13 protein-coding genes and 2 rRNA genes are annotated in these 15,745 nt (G+C 67.4%); 3 read left to right on the top strand and 12 right to left on the bottom strand.

Annotation, left to right across the window (positions count from 1 at the left end; genetic code table 11):
• From VNF71_09750 to VNF71_09735, 4 genes are read right to left on the bottom strand one after another with little or no spacing between them, the layout of a single operon-like run.
• Positions 1-885, bottom strand: a complete 885-nt coding sequence (locus tag VNF71_09750) for an NAD(+)/NADH kinase (protein ID HVA74832.1) — start codon at positions 883-885, stop codon at positions 1-3.
• Positions 885-1,694: a TlyA family RNA methyltransferase gene (locus VNF71_09745; protein HVA74831.1), complete on the bottom strand. Its 810-nt coding sequence runs from the start codon at positions 1,692-1,694 to the stop codon at positions 885-887. The genes VNF71_09750 and VNF71_09745 overlap by 1 nt, the downstream gene beginning before the upstream one ends.
• Positions 1,695-1,708: 14 nt before the next feature.
• A complete protein-coding gene (locus VNF71_09740; protein ID HVA74830.1) occupies positions 1,709-2,182 on the bottom strand; it encodes a hypothetical protein in 474 nt (157 codons plus the stop codon).
• A gap of 20 nt (positions 2,183-2,202) precedes the next feature.
• Positions 2,203-2,949: an HAD-IIA family hydrolase gene (locus tag VNF71_09735; protein HVA74829.1), complete on the bottom strand. Its 747-nt coding sequence runs from the start codon at positions 2,947-2,949 to the stop codon at positions 2,203-2,205.
• A 26-nt stretch (positions 2,950-2,975) separates the two neighbouring features.
• On the opposite strand from VNF71_09735, the gene VNF71_09730 reads away from it, so the two are divergent.
• Positions 2,976-4,214, top strand: coding sequence for a DUF1015 domain-containing protein (locus tag VNF71_09730; protein HVA74828.1), 1,239 nt, complete (start codon positions 2,976-2,978; stop codon positions 4,212-4,214).
• Between the two features lie 192 nt (positions 4,215-4,406).
• Here the strand turns inward: VNF71_09730 and egtB are convergent, their stop codons facing one another.
• The 4 genes from egtB to VNF71_09710 form a co-directional block, all read right to left on the bottom strand.
• A complete protein-coding gene (gene egtB / locus VNF71_09725; GenBank protein HVA74827.1) occupies positions 4,407-6,725 on the bottom strand; it encodes an ergothioneine biosynthesis protein EgtB in 2,319 nt (772 codons plus the stop codon).
• Positions 6,726-6,822: 97 nt separating this feature from the next.
• Positions 6,823-7,842: a 2-oxoacid:ferredoxin oxidoreductase subunit beta gene (locus VNF71_09720; protein ID HVA74826.1), complete on the bottom strand. Its 1,020-nt coding sequence runs from the start codon at positions 7,840-7,842 to the stop codon at positions 6,823-6,825.
• A gap of 45 nt (positions 7,843-7,887) precedes the next feature.
• On the bottom strand, positions 7,888-9,771 hold the full coding sequence (locus tag VNF71_09715) for a 2-oxoacid:acceptor oxidoreductase subunit alpha (GenBank protein HVA74825.1): 1,884 nt from the start codon (positions 9,769-9,771) through the stop codon (positions 7,888-7,890).
• Between the two features lie 120 nt (positions 9,772-9,891).
• Positions 9,892-10,941 carry a class I fructose-bisphosphate aldolase gene (locus tag VNF71_09710; GenBank protein ID HVA74824.1) on the bottom strand — a complete coding sequence of 350 codons (1,050 nt, stop codon included), beginning with the start codon at positions 10,939-10,941 and terminating at the stop codon, positions 9,892-9,894.
• Between the two features lie 40 nt (positions 10,942-10,981).
• Between VNF71_09710 and VNF71_09705 the strand changes: the two genes are divergently transcribed.
• The gene (locus tag VNF71_09705; GenBank protein ID HVA74823.1) at positions 10,982-11,854 is read left to right on the top strand and encodes an HAD family hydrolase; all 873 of its coding nucleotides are present in this window, start codon (positions 10,982-10,984) and stop codon (positions 11,852-11,854) included.
• Here VNF71_09705 and VNF71_09700 read toward each other — a convergent pair.
• Together VNF71_09700 and VNF71_09695 are read right to left on the bottom strand one after the other, a co-directional pair.
• Positions 11,832-12,206, bottom strand: coding sequence for a hypothetical protein (locus VNF71_09700; GenBank protein HVA74822.1), 375 nt, complete (start codon positions 12,204-12,206; stop codon positions 11,832-11,834). The genes VNF71_09705 and VNF71_09700 overlap by 23 nt on opposite strands.
• Before the next feature lie 179 nt (positions 12,207-12,385).
• Positions 12,386-13,222, bottom strand: a complete 837-nt coding sequence (locus VNF71_09695; protein HVA74821.1) for a tetratricopeptide repeat protein — start codon at positions 13,220-13,222, stop codon at positions 12,386-12,388.
• Positions 13,223-14,587: 1,365 nt separating this feature from the next.
• Here VNF71_09695 and VNF71_09690 point away from each other — a divergent pair.
• Positions 14,588-14,953 carry a DUF2332 family protein gene (locus VNF71_09690; GenBank protein HVA74820.1) on the top strand — a complete coding sequence of 122 codons (366 nt, stop codon included), beginning with the start codon at positions 14,588-14,590 and terminating at the stop codon, positions 14,951-14,953.
• Between the two features lie 67 nt (positions 14,954-15,020).
• Here the strand turns inward: VNF71_09690 and rrf are convergent.
• Positions 15,021-15,137: ribosomal RNA gene (gene rrf, locus VNF71_09685) — 5S ribosomal RNA — on the bottom strand.
• A gap of 68 nt (positions 15,138-15,205) precedes the next feature.
• Positions 15,206-15,745, bottom strand: a 23S ribosomal RNA gene (locus tag VNF71_09680); the annotation flags it as partial.

Genomic DNA, 15,745 nt, shown 5'->3' with positions numbered 1-15,745 from the left:
TCAGGAGCTCAGGTTGGGGCCGCCGAGGTTGAACTTGCGCTTGAGGATGTCGTGGAAGTCGCGCTCCGCGAAGCGGACGAGCAGGGCGTCGCGGTCGCCCCGGCGCGAGTGCAGGGTCTGACCGGGGCGCAACGTTGCGGCCTTCCACCCGTCCACAACCAGGTCGGCAGGGTGGTCCCCTCGCAGCTTGACGGACACCTCGTCCTCCTCGTCGAGGATCAGGGACCTGTCGAAGAGCATGTGCGGTGCCACCGGTGTCAGGATCTGCACACGCGCCCTGGGCGACACGATGGGCCCGCGAGCCGACAGGTTGTACGCCGTGGAGCCGGTGGGCGTCGCGAGGATGATCGAGTCGGCCGCGAAGGTGAGAAACGGCGAGCCGTTGACCGCCACCTCGGCGTTGACTGTGTGGCCCCCCGCTGCTCGCTGCAGCACGAGGTCGTTGAGGGCGCTGCGGTGAAGAACCGAAAGGGCACTGGCTTCGCCGTCGCTCACCGAGACGTCGAGGGTCATCCTCGCCTCGACCTGGTAATCGCCCGCGAGGAATCGCTTCAATGAGTCCCGCAGCTCGTCGGGCTCGACAGCGGTGAGGTAGCCGAGATGGCCGAGGTTCACCCCGAGCACCGGCACCCCTTGCTGGCTGACGAGGTCCACGGTCCGCAACATCGTGCCGTCGCCTCCGAGGCTCACGGCCAGATCCAAACCTGCCGCTGAGCCCCCTGTGTCTGCTGCGTCGGCGGGAGCCACCGGACCGGGCCCCGCGTCGCCCACACCACCTATGACGGACGCGGTGTGGCCCTGGGCTCGGAGCCACTCGACGGTCTCGTTGGCGAGCGCCAGCGCCCCTTCCCTCTGGGCGTGCGCGACGAAACCAATGTTCGCCATCAGCGGACGCCTTCGCCGATCGCCGCGGCTACCGCAGTGTCGATGGCGGCCTGATCATCGGGGACCAAACCAGGGATGGACCCCGCTCTGCGGATGAGCGAGACGAGGAATTCGACGTTGCCGTCGGCGCCGCGCAAGGGCGATGGCATCACTCCCATCATGGCCGCTCCCGCCCCGTGGAACGCGGTTATGACCTCCTCGAGGACCCGGCGCCAAACCGCCGGGTCGCGGATGACACCGCGCCCCCGTGCCGCCTCGCGCCTGCCGGCTTCGAACTGCGGCTTGACGAGAAGGACCAGATGGCCGCCGTCACCGGTGAGATCAACCAGGGCGCGTGCTACACGGGTGAGCGAGATGAACGACAGGTCCGCCACGACGAGTCCGAACCGCTGCTCTCCAAAACGATCGGGAGCGAGGTCACCGATGTGGGTCCGCTCGAGGACCTCGACCCGAGCGTCGGCGCGGAGCCTCTCGTGCAGCTGGCCGCGCCCGACGTCCACCGCGACCACCGAGGTCGCCCCCCGCTGCAAGAGGCAGTCGGTGAACCCGCCCGTCGACGCGCCAGCGTCGAGCGCCCGAAGACCTGCGACGTCGAGGCCGAACCGCTCCAGCGCGGCATCGAGCTTCTCGCCGCCCCGGCCGACGAACCTCGGTGGCGGACCGACCAGCTCGATCGCTTCGTCGGCGGCGACCAGCCGCGAAGGCTTCTCCGCGACCGAGCCGCCGACGAGAACCGATCCCGCGGTGATGACCTCGGCGGCCTGGGCGCGGCTGAGGGCGAGCCGGCGCCTGACCAGTTCCGCGTCCAGCCGGCGCCGTGTTGTCAGGCGCGCCCCGTGGCCTTCTTGGACGCAGAGGCCTTCTTGGCCGGAGACTTGGTGGCGGAGGCCCGCTTGGTGGCCCCCGACGCGCTCGACCCCGACGACTTCGTCGCCGCCTTGCGCGGCGCCGCCTTCCTCGCCGCGGCGCTCTTCGATGTGGTCTTCTTGGCGGACGCCGTCCTAGATGCGCCGGCGCTGCCTCCCAGTCGGCGTTCCAGGGCGGCCAGGTCCTCCTTGGTGGCGAGGCCGAGGAGCGACAGTTGCGAGCGGATCTCGTTGCGTATCGACGCGATCAGTTGCTCGGTCCCCTTGCGACTTCCGTCCCGCAGATCGTCCAGCGCGTCGCGCCCCTGCCGTTGCGTGCTCTCACCCGCCTTGGACAACTCCCGCAGAAACTCTTCCGCGCGGACCCTAGCCGTCTCCAGGAAGTCGGCCCCGGCCTCCTGGTACTTCTTGAACCGTTCATCTGGTGCCATGCCGTATCGTACCTTGGAGGTCACAGCTTCTCTGCCACGACCCCGGCGAGGTCCTCGGCCACGAGCGCAGGCTCCGGTTCGACAGGGAGATCGGCCTTGCTGGTGACGCCAGTGAGGACCAGAGCGAAGTCCACGCCGAGGCGCTGCGCGAAGCGCCCGTCGGTGTCGGGGCGATCGCCGACGACGATGCCCGGCGGGCCGAAACGCGCGAGCAGCAGGTCGGCCATCGGCGCCGCCGGCTTGCCAGCGGGTTCGGCTTTGACGCCTGACGCCACCTCCAGGTAGGCGACGAGCGCACCTGCTCCTGGCTCCAGGCCATGCGGGGTCGGGAAGGTCGCATCCGTGTTCGTGGCGATGAACCGGGACCCTTCCCGGATGGCTCGCGCTGCCGCCGCGAGCTCCACGAAGTCGAGTGCCACAGTCCGACCGACGACGACCGAGTCGGGCCGGGATCCGGCATCCACCAGGTTCACCTTGCGCTGCACGAGCGCCTCTGCGAGGCCATCGCCCCCGACGCAGACTGCCGTCGACCCTTCGACGAGCATCGACGCGGCGGCTTGCGCAGAGGTCACCAGCTCTTGTTCGTCCACCTCCAATCCCACACCGGCCAGCATGCGGACGTAGCGGGCGAGGTTGGGAGTGGAGTTGTTGGTCACAAAGGCGACGCTCTCGCCAGCAGCGCGCAATCGTTCGACTGCGCCGGCTGAACCCTCGATCGCGGAACCGGCGAGCCATACCACTCCGTCGAGGTCGAGAACCCAGAGCATCCCGACAGTCTGCTACGCAGTTGCCCGTGCCCCGATTCGAGCCCTTCACAGGACTGCGCTACTCGCGATCACACGTTCGATCGCTCGACGACGTGGTCTGCCCGCCCTACGACGTGATATCGGAGTCCGAGAGGAACGCGTTGATGGGCCGGAGCCCGACCAACGTCGTGCGCCTCGAGCTCCCACAAGACGAGCCCGAGCACCTGGAGGACCAGGCATCGGGGTCCCCAGGCGCGATCCCTGATCGTTACGAGACGGCAGCGCGGCTCCTGGACGCGTGGAGGGACGGCGGGGTGCTGCACCGCGACCAGCTCCCGGCCTTCTACGGGTACCGCATGACCTTCGTCGACCCCTCAGGCGAACGACGCCAGACGGTCGGGGTCATGGGTGCGCTCGGGCTGGAACCACCGGGCGCCGGGATACTCCCTCACGAGGAGACCACGCCCAAGGCCAAGACGGACCGCCTCGAGCTGCTGCGCGCCACTCGCGCGAACCTCTCCCCCATCTGGGGGCTCAGCCCGTCGACCGGGCTCAGCAAGCTGATGGAACCGCCGGAGCATCCCGCGGACCACGCAGCAGACCCTGACCGGGTTCTACACGAGCTGTGGCCGATAACCGACGCCGACCGGGTGGATGCCATACGGTCCGCGGTCGAATCGCAGCCGATTCTCATCGCGGACGGACACCACAGATTCGAGACGGCGCTCAACTACCAGCGTGAAAGGGCGGCGACCGGCATGGCGAGCGAGTCCGACGGCTCCGTGCTGGCGCTCGTCGTGGAGCTGTCACCAGACCAGCTGACGGTCCAGGCCATTCACCGGTTGATCAGCGACCTGCCGGACGGGTGCGACCTTCCCTCCGCTCTCGAAGAGTGGTTCGACGTGACACCGACCGCTCCGGTCGACAGGACGATCCTCATGCGGATGGACGACGCCGGCGCACTGGCGGTTCTCACTCCCGCAGGGGCGTGGCTGGCAAGGCCCCGTGAATCCGTGACGAGCGCGGCCACCCACAACCTCGACAGCAGCCGTCTCGACGTGGCGCTTGCAGGCATCCCCGGGCACCACCTGGCCTTCCAGCACGGCTGGGACAACTGTGCTGCAGCCGTCGCGGCCGGTCAGGTGGACGCGGCGGTCCTGCTGCGGCCCGCATCCGTCGAGCAGATCGCCTCGATCGCAGCAGGCGGGGTGCGCATGCCTCCGAAAACCACGTTCTTCTGGCCCAAGCCGCGCACCGGCATGGTCATCAGGGAACTGCTGGGGTGAGCCGCGGGGACCCGACCGTCTTTCTTCGCTGATCCTCAGTAATCTCTCAGCTAGAGATTGGGTCGCTCGTCCACGATGTCGAGCGCGCAGGTGGATTCGGGTGGGTACCTCCTCATCCCGCCCGGGTACAAGGGCCGCCGCCGTCCTCCCGCGGCGGCGGCCCTTCCACGCACGGGCTAATGGAGTTGGGGGCTAATCGGAGTTTCGCGCCAAGCGGACTCCCGTCATCGGCCACTGAGCGGCCGGCGGGAAGAAGTTGCGATAGGTGACCCGGGTGTGACCTGGCGGCGTGATGGCGGCACCGCCTCTGAGCACGTGCTGGCCGACCATGAACTTCCCGTTGTACTCCCCTACGGCCCCCGCGGCCGGCTCGAATCCGGGATAGGGCAGGTAGGCGCTCGAAGTCCACTGCCACGCCGAGCCGTACAGCTGGGTGATGCCGCTCTCGACGGCGGTGTCCGGATGCAGGGCGATCGCCGGCGCGGACGGTTCCGCCTGGCGCGACGCGACGGCTTCCCACTCCTCCTCGGTCGGCAGGCGAGCTCCCGCCCAGCGGGCGAACGCGTCGGCTTCGTAATAGCTGACGTGCACCACCGGCAGCGCCGGGTCGATCGGCGCGGGCCCGTAGAGGGTGTAAGCCCACCAAACGCCATCCTCGCACCACCAGTACAGAGGTGCCTGCCTGGGCGCCCCGGGCGAGCTCGACAGCCAAGCCCAGCCGTCGGACAGCCACAGCTCGGGTCGCTGGTACCCGCCGTCGTCGACGAACTCCAGCCATTCGCCGACGGTGACGAGGCGATCCGCGATCTCGAACGGATCGAGATAGACGCGATGGCGCGGGCTCTCGTTGTCGAAAGCGAAGTGCTCACCGGAATTCACGCCGATCTCTTCGACGCCACCTTCGTGCCGAGTCCAGCTGAGCGAACCGGCAGGAGCCGCCGCCGGTGGGCGCGTGAGGCGGTAGGCCGGCTTGAGCGGGTTCGTGCCGAGGACGTGCTTGATATCCATCAGCAACAACTCCTGATGCTGCTGCTCGTGGTGCAGCCCGAGCTCGATCAGGCGGAGTACGGCGGGCGAAGGTTCCCTGCAGAGCAGGTCGTGCATCGCCTCGTCGACGGTGTCGCGATAAGCGGTCACTTCTCCGACCCCCGGGCGACTTATATGCCCTCTGTCCGGGCGGGGGTGCCGCGGCCCGGCTCCCTCGTAGTACGAGTTCCAGAGGTACAGGTACCTCTCGTCCACGGGACGGTAGCCGTCACGGTGAGGCATGAGAACGAACTGCTCGAAGAACCAGGTGACGTGGGCGCGGTGCCATTTGGTCGGGCTCACGTCGGGCATGGTCTGAACTGTCTGGTCTTCGGGCGACAGCGGCGCTGCAAGAGCCTCGGTTGCCGTGCGCACGGCGTGGTAGGAGTGGATGTCAGGGCTGGGCGGCGCGACCGTTCCGGCCTGCTTCGTTGCCCCGCCGTGCTGCGGCATCCCGACAAGGGGTTCGGTGGATGAAGCGCGTTGCGCCAAGACCACGGCGAAGTCCGCGCAGGGATCTGTCCACAAACCCATCGTCACGAAACCGGCCTGCTCGAGCTCCGCTGCGATCCCGTCACGGGTGAACTTGTAGCTGCTCTCGGTGTGGATCTCCTCGCCGTCGTCCAAGTCGAGGCGCATATCCAATGCGCCCAACGAAACGGTCTGGGCACCCACAGATCGCAAAGACATTCGCACTTCGAGCAGCTCGCTGTCCCACCGCGCCTGGTATTCGAAACGGTCGAGGTCGAAGTCTGCGTCCAGAGAACGGTTGACCACCGCCAGCACGTTCTTCTCGAACTCGGCCGTGATCCCATCCGCGTCGTCGTACGCGGCGAGCAGTCTTGCCGGGTCCTTGACGAGGTCGACGCCCAGCAAGAGACCTTCGCCGGGAGAGAGCTTCTTCGCCACCATTGACAGAAACGATGCACGTTCCGCAGGCCCGAGATTCCCGACGGTGCCGCCGAGGAACACGATGAGCCGGTTGTCACCGGTCGGCACCCGGTCGAGATCGCAAGTGAAGTCGCCGACCACGCCGGTTACCTCGAGGTCGGGAAACCGCTCGCAAAGCGATCCCAGCGAGTCGCGCAGAGCCTCTCCCGCTACGTCCACACCGGTATAGGAGCGCAGCGTTCCCGCTTCGGCCAGCGCATCGATCAGCGCGATTGTCTTGTCCGACGCGCCCGGACCCAACTCGACGAGGGCTTCGGCACCGCAGCGCTCAGCGATGTCAGCGGAGTACGCGAGGAGGATCTCCCGTTCGGCCGCTGTCGGGTAGTACTCGGGTATGCGCGTGATCTCCTCGAAGAGGTGGGAACCCCGCTCGTCGTACAACCAGCGCGGAGGTATCCGGCGCGGACGACTCCCCAGACCATCAGCGACGTCATCGGCGAGCGCCCTAGCGGTTCCGCCGGACCCAGCCGCGTCGTCGATGACTAGTGGTCCTGACCCCAGCCGCCGGGCCCCGGTCGATCGAGTCGGTGCCATCGGACGACCATAGCTTCGCCTCGACCACTAGTTGGTCACGTGCGGGCATCCGGGGCTTCCCGGAGAGGCGAGGTCTTTTCCGGGATACTCAGTCAGGTCAGCCCACGGTCCAGGTCGACCCCGACGCAAGCAGCTTGGTGAGGTCACCGGGTCCCTTGCTCTCCGCGGCTGCGACCAACTGCTGGCCGACAAGAGCGCCGTAATGAGGCCGATCGAAGGCGCGGAACACGCCGATCGGGGTGGGCATCGTCGGTCCGCTGGACAGCCTCGACAAAGCGAACGCCAGGCTCGGGTCCTCCCGCCTCTCGTCGTGAACCAGGAGCCGGTCCACTCCGACCTCGGCCACCTCGACGATCTTTGCGACGCCGTCCTCCATCACGACACCGTGCTCACCCTCGGGGCCGAACCGCACAGGCTCGCCGTGTTGGAGCGGGATCAGCATCTTCGGCCTCGCGTCCTTGGAGGTGATCTGCTCGAAGGCACCGTCGTTGAAGACGTTGCAGTTCTGGTACACCTCGACCAGAGAGGCCCCTTGGTGCTCGTACGCGCGACGGAAGGTTTCCATCATGTGCTTGCGGTCCATGTCGTGCGTGCGGGCAACGAACGACGCCTCGGCCCCCAGCGCGAGGGAGATCGGGTTGTACGGGTGGTCGAGCGACCCGAAAGGCGTCGACTTGGTCACCTTTCCCGTCTCCGACGTCGGCGAGTACTGCCCCTTCGTCAGGCCGTAGATCTGGTTGTTGAACAAGATGATCGTCAGGTTGACGTTGCGCCGCAGGGCGTGCAGGAGGTGATTGCCTCCGATCGACAGGGCGTCTCCGTCGCCGGTGATCACCCAGACGTGGAGATCGGGGCGGCTGACCGCGACCCCGGTGGCGATCGCAGGTGCGCGGCCGTGGATCGAGTGGATCCCGTACGTGTTCATGTAATAGGGGAACCGGGAGCTGCACCCGATCCCCGACACGAAAACCGTGTCCTCGCGCTTCACGCCGAGCTCCGGCATCAACATCTGCACCGCGGTCAGGATCGAGTAATCACCGCAGCCTGGGCACCAGCGCACCTCCTGGTCACTGGTCCAGTCCTTCTTCGTCGTCACCGGCACCGCTACGTCTGTCATCTCTGTCAATCGCTCCTATACCTGTGCTTGACCTTTACCCGACCTCTAGCTGCGGTCGAGGATGAGGTCGAGCACAGCCTTCTCGATCTCTTCGGCCCTGAATGGCTTGCCCATCATCTTGTTCACGCCCCGAGCGTCCACGAGGAAGTCGGCTCGCAGTAGCTTCACCAGCTGGCCGAGGTTCATCTCGGGTACGAGGATCTTCGGGTACGAGCGGAGAATCTCGCCAAGATTCGCTGGGAACGGGTTCAGGTGGCGGATGTGCAGGTGGGCGACCCCCCGGCCCTGCGCACGTACCCGTCTGATGCCAGCCTGGATGGCCCCGTAGGTGGAGCCCCAACCGACGACCAGCACCTCCGCAGCGCCGTCGGGGTCGTCGACCTCGGCCGGCGCGATATCTGAGGCGATACCCGCCACCTTCGCCGCGCGCAGCTTCGTCATGAGCTCATGGTTGGACGGATCGTAGGAGACGGCCCCAGACCCGTCAGCCTTCTCGAGGCCTCCGATGCGATGGACCAGTCCGGGAGTTCCCGGGATCGCCCACGGCCGAGCGAGCGTCTCTGCGTCGCGCAGGTAGGGCCAGAACTCCTCCGTGCCGTCCTCCGCTACATGGTTCGGCTGCGTGGCGAACGTGGAGCTGATGTCCGGCAACGCATCGACGTCGGGTAGGCGCCATGGTTCGGCTCCGTTGGCGAGGTACCCGTCGGAGAGAAGGAAGACGGGAGTGCGGTACTTGATCGCTATGCGGGCGGCCTCGATAGCCATGTGGAAGCACTCGCCGGGCGTAGCCGGGGCAACGATGGGGACCGGCGCTTCGCCGTGACGCCCGAACATCGCCTGCAGCAGGTCGGCCTGCTCTGTCTTGGTGGGCAACCCGGTGGAAGGGCCGCCTCGCTGGATGTCGATCACCAGGAGCGGCAGCTCCAGGTTCACAGCCAGCCCGATGGTCTCGGCCTTCAAGTCGACGCCCGGACCGCTCGTCGTGGTGATACCGAGCGACCCCGCGTACGAAGCACCCAGAGCTGCACCGACACCAGCGATCTCGTCTTCGGCCTGGAAGGTCCGGATCCCGAAGTTCTTGTGCTTGGACAGCTCGTGAAGGACATCCGAGGCGGGCGTGATCGGGTAGCTGCCAAGGAACAGGGGCAGTTTCGCCAGCTGACCGGCTGCTATGAGTCCCCAGGCCAGCGCAGTGTTGCCGGAGATGTTCGTGTAGGTGCCCGGATCCAGGGTCGCCGGCTTGACCTCATAGGTGTTGGGAAACAGCTCCGCGGTCTCACCAAAGTTCCAGCCCGCTTTGAACGCGAGGGTGTTGGCCTCGGCCACCATCGGCGTCTTGCCGAAACGGTCCTGGATCCACTGGAGCGTCGAGTCCACCGGTCGCGAGTACAACCAGCTGATCAGGCCGAGCGCGAAGAAGTTCTTCGACCGCTCGGCGTCGCGTGGCTTGGCGCCCGAAGGTTCCGCAGCCTTCTTGGTCAGGTCGGTCATCGGAACCTCGTACACCGTGTACGAGTCCAGGCTGCCGTCCCTGAGCGGATTGTCGGCGTACCCCGCTTTGGCGAGGTTGCGGTCGTTGAACTCGTCGCTGTTGACGATGATCGTGCCGGTGGCGGTCACGTCGGCGAGATTCGTCTTGAGCGCCGCCGGGTTCATCGCCACCAGAACACTCGGGTGGTCACCCGGCGTGAGGATGTCGTGGTCGGAGATGTGGACCTGGAACGCGGATACACCCGCGAGCGTGCCGGCGGGGGCCCTGATCTCCGCGGGGAAGTCCGGCAGCGTGGACAGGTCGTTGCCGAAAATTGCCGACGAGGCGGTGAACCTGTCGCCCGTGAGCTGCATGCCGTCGCCGCTGTCCCCGGCGAAGCGGATGACCGCCCGGTCGAGGTCGACAACCGGGCGTTCACGCGCAGCGGTATCTGCCATTCGAGTTCCTTCTCCGAGATGTGAAAAACCAAGAAGGAGTCTACGGCCTACTTCCGGTTGAACTCAGGTTACCCCTGGGTAGGGAAACGGGTTGGGCCGCGTTCGGGAGCCCGGCCGGGGTCAGGCGACGGTGATCGAGGAGTCGAGGTAGACGTCCTGGATGGAGTGCAACAGCGCTACCCCGTCGGGAGTGGGGCGCTGGAAGGCCTTGCGACCGGAGATGAGCCCGGCTCCCCCGGCCCTCTTGTTGATGACGGCCGTGCGCACCGCCTGGGCGAGGTCGGTGTCGCCCTTCGACTCGCCGCCGCTGTTGATCAGCGGAACACGGCCCATGTAGCAGTTCACGACCTGCCAGCGGGTGAGGTCGATCGGGTTGTCCGTCGTCAACTGGTCGTAGACGAGCGGGTCGGTGCGGCCGAACCCGATGGCGTTGTAGCCGCCGTTGTTCTCCGCCTGCTTCTGCTTGATGATGTCCGCCTCGATCGTGACGCCCAGGTGATTGGCCTGGCCGGTGAGGTCCGCAGCCAGCGAGTAGTCGACGCCGTCCTTTTTGAACGCGCTGTTGCGCAGGTAGCACCAGAGCACTGTGAACATCCCTAGCTCGTGCGCCTCCTGGAACGCTTCCGAAACCTCCTGGATCTGCCGCGTGGCGTGCTCTGAGCCGTAGTAGACGGTGGCCCCCACCCCCACCGCGCCGAGGTCGTACGCCTCCCTTGGAGAGCCGAACATGATCTGGTCGTACTGGCTGGGGTAGGTCAGCAGCTCGTTGTGGTTGAGCTTGGCGATAAAAGGGATCTTGTGGGCGTAGCGCCGGCCGACGATGCCGAGGACGCCCAGGGTGGTCGCGAACGCGTTGCACCCGCCTTCGATAGCGAGCTCCACGAGGTTCTTGGGATCGAAGTAGGCGGGGTTGCGGGCAAACGACGCCGCGCCGGAGTGTTCGATCCCCTGGTCGACGGGGAGGATCGAGATGTAGCCGGTCCCGGAGAGTCGACCGTGGTTGTACACCGACGAGAGATTGCGCAGAACCGGTATTGGCCGGTCCGACCAGCTCATCACGTTGTCGATGGCATCCGGCCCGGGCAGGACCAGGTCCTCCCGCTGTATGCCCTTGCACTCGTAGCTGAGCAGGCTTTCGGCTTCGTCACCCAGGAGCTTCTGCACGTCCATGGACACCGAGCCTACGCGCCTCGCAGGTACGCTGGTTCTCGTGGGAGCAGAGTTGGAGCCGCTGCCCCATCTGTCGTCGGTGCGGCTGGTAGCGACCGACCTCGACGGGACCCTGCTGAGCCCATCGGGCGGGGTCACTCCAAGGGCTCGCGAAGCGGTGAGGGCGGCGCGAGAGGCCGGCGTCGTGGTTGTCCCCGTCACGGGACGGCCTCCACAGGCCCTGTGGGATCTGGCCGAGCAGGCGGGTCTCGGACCTTTCGGGATCTGCGCCAACGGCGCTGCCCTGGTGGACATCGACCGTCGAGCTGTCGTCGAGGTAGAGCCGCTGGCCGGTGAGATCGCGATGGGCCTCGTGGACCTGATTCGTGGACGCATACCGGGGATAGTCCTCGCGTGCGACGACCTCGAATGCTTCTCCTACGAGCCGGGGTTCTTCGCATCGCCGGTCGACTGGGACGAGAAAATGGAGGAGACCGCCGACATTCGCTCGGCCGTCACGGCAGGGTGCATCAAACTCATCGCCCGTGCGCCGGACACCGACGCCCTGGGCTTGATCCGATTGCTCGAGGAGCGCGTCGGTGAGATCGGGCACGTCACGACCTCCGGGCTCGACTGGGTTGACATCGGTGCGCCCGGGGTGTCGAAGGCATACGCGCTCGAGAGGCTGTGCGAACGTCTCGACGTCCACCTGAGCGAGGTGGTCGCGGTCGGCGACAACCACAACGACCTTTCCTTTCTCGCCTGGGCAGGCGTCGCCATGGCACCTGCCAATGCGATCCCGGAGGTCCTCGCCGTGGCGCACCGGGTGCTCCCGCACAACGGCGAGGACGGTGTCGCCGCGCTCTTGGAAGAGGTGGCGGCGGCCCGGGGCGCCCAGCACCCGGCGGCCGCTATCCCGCCTTCACCTGGTTGATCGCCCTGCCGGCCACCGACAGGGCCGCGGACGCCTCCTCCAGCGCCGCCCGGACCTTCGCAGCGGCGGTCGAGCGCACCACCCGGGCGGCGACCACCTCCGTTCGGCTCTGGGTCGCGCCCCCTGACCTGAAGAAACGCCGGCGGACCCGTCCCACCACGACGACCGGAATACCGGCGTCGAGAGACGTCGCCCACGCGGGGGCGTCGAACCAGGCGACCGGGACGGGCTCAGCCGGGCCCTCGTCCCGGCGGACCGTCACCTCCAGCGAGATCAGCCGGCTGCCGGACGGCAACTCCACGTCTTGAGCCGGACGCGCCAGCACTCCTTCGAGTACCACCAGATTCAGCATCGTCACCCTCCAGACCGCTCGGGCCGAGCGGCTCGGAGCGGACCCTCGGTTAGGGCCCGCGTGTCGGGGCCGGCGTCGATGCGCCCGCGATAGGAGCCACAAGGGCCGAGGAGAATCTTACGGGTGGGGTGTGACGGGATCCGGGTGTGCCGGCCGGCGGCGCCGTGGCGGCTGCTTGCTCAGCGCAGAGCCCGCACGCGGGCCCTTACGTCGAACGACTCCGGATCCGCGGATGCCACCCTGTTGAAGAGATCTCTTGCACGCGGCAGGTCGCCTGCGCGCTCGTAGAGGTCGGCGAGGGCGTACCACTGCCTCAGGTGGCGCTCCTGCGGGTGGTTCACACGCCGCAGTGCCTTCTCCAGCAGCGCGATGCCTCCGCCGAGGTCGCCCTGATCCGCGCGGCAACCCGCGGCGACGATCCGGCCCTCTGCCACCAGGTCGCCACTCGGTGAGGCCTCGCGGAGGTCCTGCCACAGCGCCTCCGCGTCGTCGTACCTCCGCATCGCGCGGTAACAGTCCGCCAGGACGGGGTGCTGGTCGTAGGAACCCGACAGTTCCCTGTACCGCTCGAACTCCTTCGCCGCAGCGGACCACTGCCCTGTTCGGTACAGGACGAGCCCATTCAGCTCGCGCGCCGCCGGCGAGTTCGGCGCCTCTTCGATGAGCGCTCTAAGGATCCGCCGAGCCTCCTGGTAGCGCTCGCGCTCGAACGCGTACGACGCGTCCGCGATGCGAGTTGCGAGCTTCGCACCGCGAAGGGGGCCCGCTGACGACGAGAGCTCGTCGACCACCTGGCGTGGAACGGTCCGCCGGCGGCCGCCCGGGGCAGCGACGCCCTCGCGTCCGGTAGCGAGGTCCCGCTGGCGTCCCGGCTCCGCTCGCAGCGCCTGCTGATGGTGCGGCGTCTCCTCGACGGGCTCGGAGATCCATACCTCTTCCGGCTCCCAGGGTTCTGCTTGGCGTCCCGTCGATACCGGGCGGTCTCCCCCTCCGTCCCTTCCCTCGGCCCGGGCCACGGCCTGACGCCAAACCTCGGACGCGCTGGGGCCTCCAGCGCTCTCCCCCAGCTCTCTTGCACCCCGGCGAGCCACGCTGCCCCAGGAGCGCGGAGCGGGTTCGGGCTGACCGGTTCGCCGGCGGGAGTCGCCCGCGCCCGGCCGGCGGTCCCTCCGGTCGTCACCGGTGTCTCGCGGGGCTCCGCGCCGCGCGCCGGCGCCGCTGCGACGGTCGCCGCTGTCGTTCCAGGACTCTCGACCGGCTCCGCGATGCTGGCCGTATCCGCCAGAGCCGCTGCCGCGCTCCCCGCTGTCGTTCCAGGAGTCTCGACCGGCTCCGCGACGCTGGCCGTATCCGCCGGCGCCGCTGCTCGATCCCTGCTCTCGTCGGCCTGGTTCTCGTCGGTCCGGTTCTCTTCGGCCGCTGTCTTCCTCACGCCGGCCCCTCGGGGACCCGGTCCTCTTCGGTGAGTCGCCGCGATCCCAATCGGACCGGCGGTCGCTCGGGGCTCCGTCCCTCGCCGGGCGGCGCGGGCGGGGCGCCTCGTCGCCGGACCTGGTTCGACCACCCGATCGGCCGGCGTCGTACCGGGACTCGCCTGTGCGCCGGGGGCCACCGCGCTGGGAATCACCCGCTCGTGGCGCGCCCGCCCGGCGTTCGTGGCTGGTGCCGCGGGAGGGGTTGGTGTCGCGGCTCTGCCCGGTGCCGCGGGAGGGGTTGGTACCACGGCTCTGGCCGCTGCGTCCCTGCGACGAGGTCGGGCCTCCTCGAGGGGTGCGTGGCAAGCCGGCGCTGCGGGAGCCGGCGCTGCGGGAGCCGGCGCCCTGCGAACGACCCTCCCTGGTCCCGTCACTGTGGGGTGCTCCCTGAGATCCGGTACGCCGCCCCCGAGGTGCACCGGAGGATTTGCCGGTCGGGCGCCCGCCGGTACTGCGTCGCGGTCGACCGCTTTCAGGCATAAGAGTTTCGAGGATACCGGCTGGGCGAGCTGCGTTGACCGCAGATCAAGCTTGACGGGGCCTTGCAGTTGCCTCATTTTGGTGGTCATGCCAACCGTGGAAGGGGCCACATGACCTCTGCCCCGGCGCCCCCCGAACCGGACGAACTCGCGAGGGTTTGGAGTGAATATGCCCTCAAGATTTACGGCTCGTATTCCCCTCTGAATGCCGCGCTCGCACAGGCGGTATCAGGCTCGGCGCAGGTGCTGGGATTCCTGCGGCGCCAACCACTCCACTCCCACGATCCCAACATGCTCATGGCTGCCGTCCAGTTCCTGGTGCTGGGCGGCGCCGACCATCCTCTCTCAGCGCTGCATCTGGCCGGGAACCGGGCGGCACGAGCGTGCAGCCGCTGCTATGCGGCTCGCTTCGGAGCGGCCGCCTCCCATGGTGAAGGGCGACATGGCCGTCGACCTGCCGCGCGTCATCGACAGCGTGCGGCAGGGTCCGGTTGCCGTGGTGACGTCCTGGTCGCTCAGCTATCTGGCGGCCGATGACCGCCGGGCGTTCGAGCGCGTTCTGCACGAGGCCGGCCACGACGGTCCGGTTGCGTGGGTCTGCTGTGACACACCGGGCGTGAGCGACCTCTTCCAACCGTCAGAACCACCTCCTGACGGCGGCGACATCCCGAGCGTCCTGGGACTGGCCGTTTTCGATGGCGAGCACGTCGACTCGTACTGCCTCGGCTACATGCACTCGCACGGGCTGTGGGTGAGATGGCTGGCGCACTCGATGACCCCCGAGTTGAGCTAGAGCGGCTGGGGTCCGGACGCGAAGAAGCCCCGCACCGATACCGATGCGGGGCTTCTTCTCACGATTATTCCGGCGACGTCCTACTCTCCCAGGGGGAAACCCCCCAAGTACCATCGGCGCTGGCGGGCTTAACTGCCGTGTTCGGGATGGGAACGGGTGTGACTCCGCCGCTATGGCCACCGGAAAACGTGCTCATGGCGGGCCGTATAGGCCCGGTCCTTTGAGCGTTCCATAGCGAGCACGAACAAAAATGTTCCCAAGCCCTCGGCCGATTAGTACCGGTCGGCTGAACACATTGCTGTGCTTACACCTCCGGCCTATCAACGTGGTCGTCTACCACGGGCCTTACCTGGTTGACCCAGTGGGAAATCTAATCTTGGAACGAGCTTCGCACTTAGATGCTTTCAGCGCTTATCCCTTCCGCAGGTCGCCAACCAGCCGTGCCCTTGGCAGGACAACTGGCACACGAGAGCTGCGTCCGTCCCGGTCCTCTCGTACTAGGGACAGCCTTCCTCAGGTTTCCTACGGCTGCACCGGATAGGGACCGAACTGTCTCACGACGTTCTAAACCCAGCTCGCGTACCGCTTTAATGGGCGAACAGCCCAACCCTTGGGACCTACTTCAGCCCCAGGATGCGACGAGCCGACATCGAGGTGCCAAACCTTCCCGTCGATATGGACTCTTGGGGAAGATGAGCCTGTTATCCCCGGGGTACCTTTTATCCGTTGAGCGACGGCGCTTCCACACGCAACCGCCGGATCACTATGCCCTGCTTTCGCACCTGCTCGACT

The organism is Acidimicrobiales bacterium, assembly GCA_035533095.1.
In the GTDB taxonomy this organism is placed as follows: domain Bacteria; phylum Actinomycetota; class Acidimicrobiia; order Acidimicrobiales; family Palsa-688; genus DATLUM01.
Note: the sequence above shows the minus strand (reverse complement) of the source record. Positions and strands in the feature narration are given on the sequence as shown.

What these genes read in the sequence shown, in the direction of transcription:
- VNF71_09740 (HVA74830.1), bottom strand. Translation starts at nt 2,182, where the DNA reads ATGGCACCAGATGAACGGTTCAAGAAGTACCAGGAGGCCGGGGCCGAC.
- VNF71_09735 (HVA74829.1), bottom strand. Translation starts at nt 2,949, where the DNA reads ATGCTCTGGGTTCTCGACCTCGACGGAGTGGTATGGCTCGCCGGTTCC.
- VNF71_09715 (HVA74825.1), bottom strand. Translation starts at nt 9,771, where the DNA reads ATGGCAGATACCGCTGCGCGTGAACGCCCGGTTGTCGACCTCGACCGG.
- VNF71_09700 (HVA74822.1), bottom strand. Translation starts at nt 12,206, where the DNA reads ATGCTGAATCTGGTGGTACTCGAAGGAGTGCTGGCGCGTCCGGCTCAA.
- VNF71_09720 (HVA74826.1), bottom strand. Translation starts at nt 7,842, where the DNA reads ATGACAGACGTAGCGGTGCCGGTGACGACGAAGAAGGACTGGACCAGT.
- VNF71_09750 (HVA74832.1), bottom strand. Translation starts at nt 885, where the DNA reads ATGGCGAACATTGGTTTCGTCGCGCACGCCCAGAGGGAAGGGGCGCTG.
- VNF71_09710 (HVA74824.1), bottom strand. Translation starts at nt 10,941, where the DNA reads ATGGACGTGCAGAAGCTCCTGGGTGACGAAGCCGAAAGCCTGCTCAGC.
- egtB (HVA74827.1), bottom strand. Translation starts at nt 6,725, where the DNA reads ATGGCACCGACTCGATCGACCGGGGCCCGGCGGCTGGGGTCAGGACCA.
- VNF71_09690 (HVA74820.1), top strand. Translation starts at nt 14,588, where the DNA reads ATGGTGAAGGGCGACATGGCCGTCGACCTGCCGCGCGTCATCGACAGC.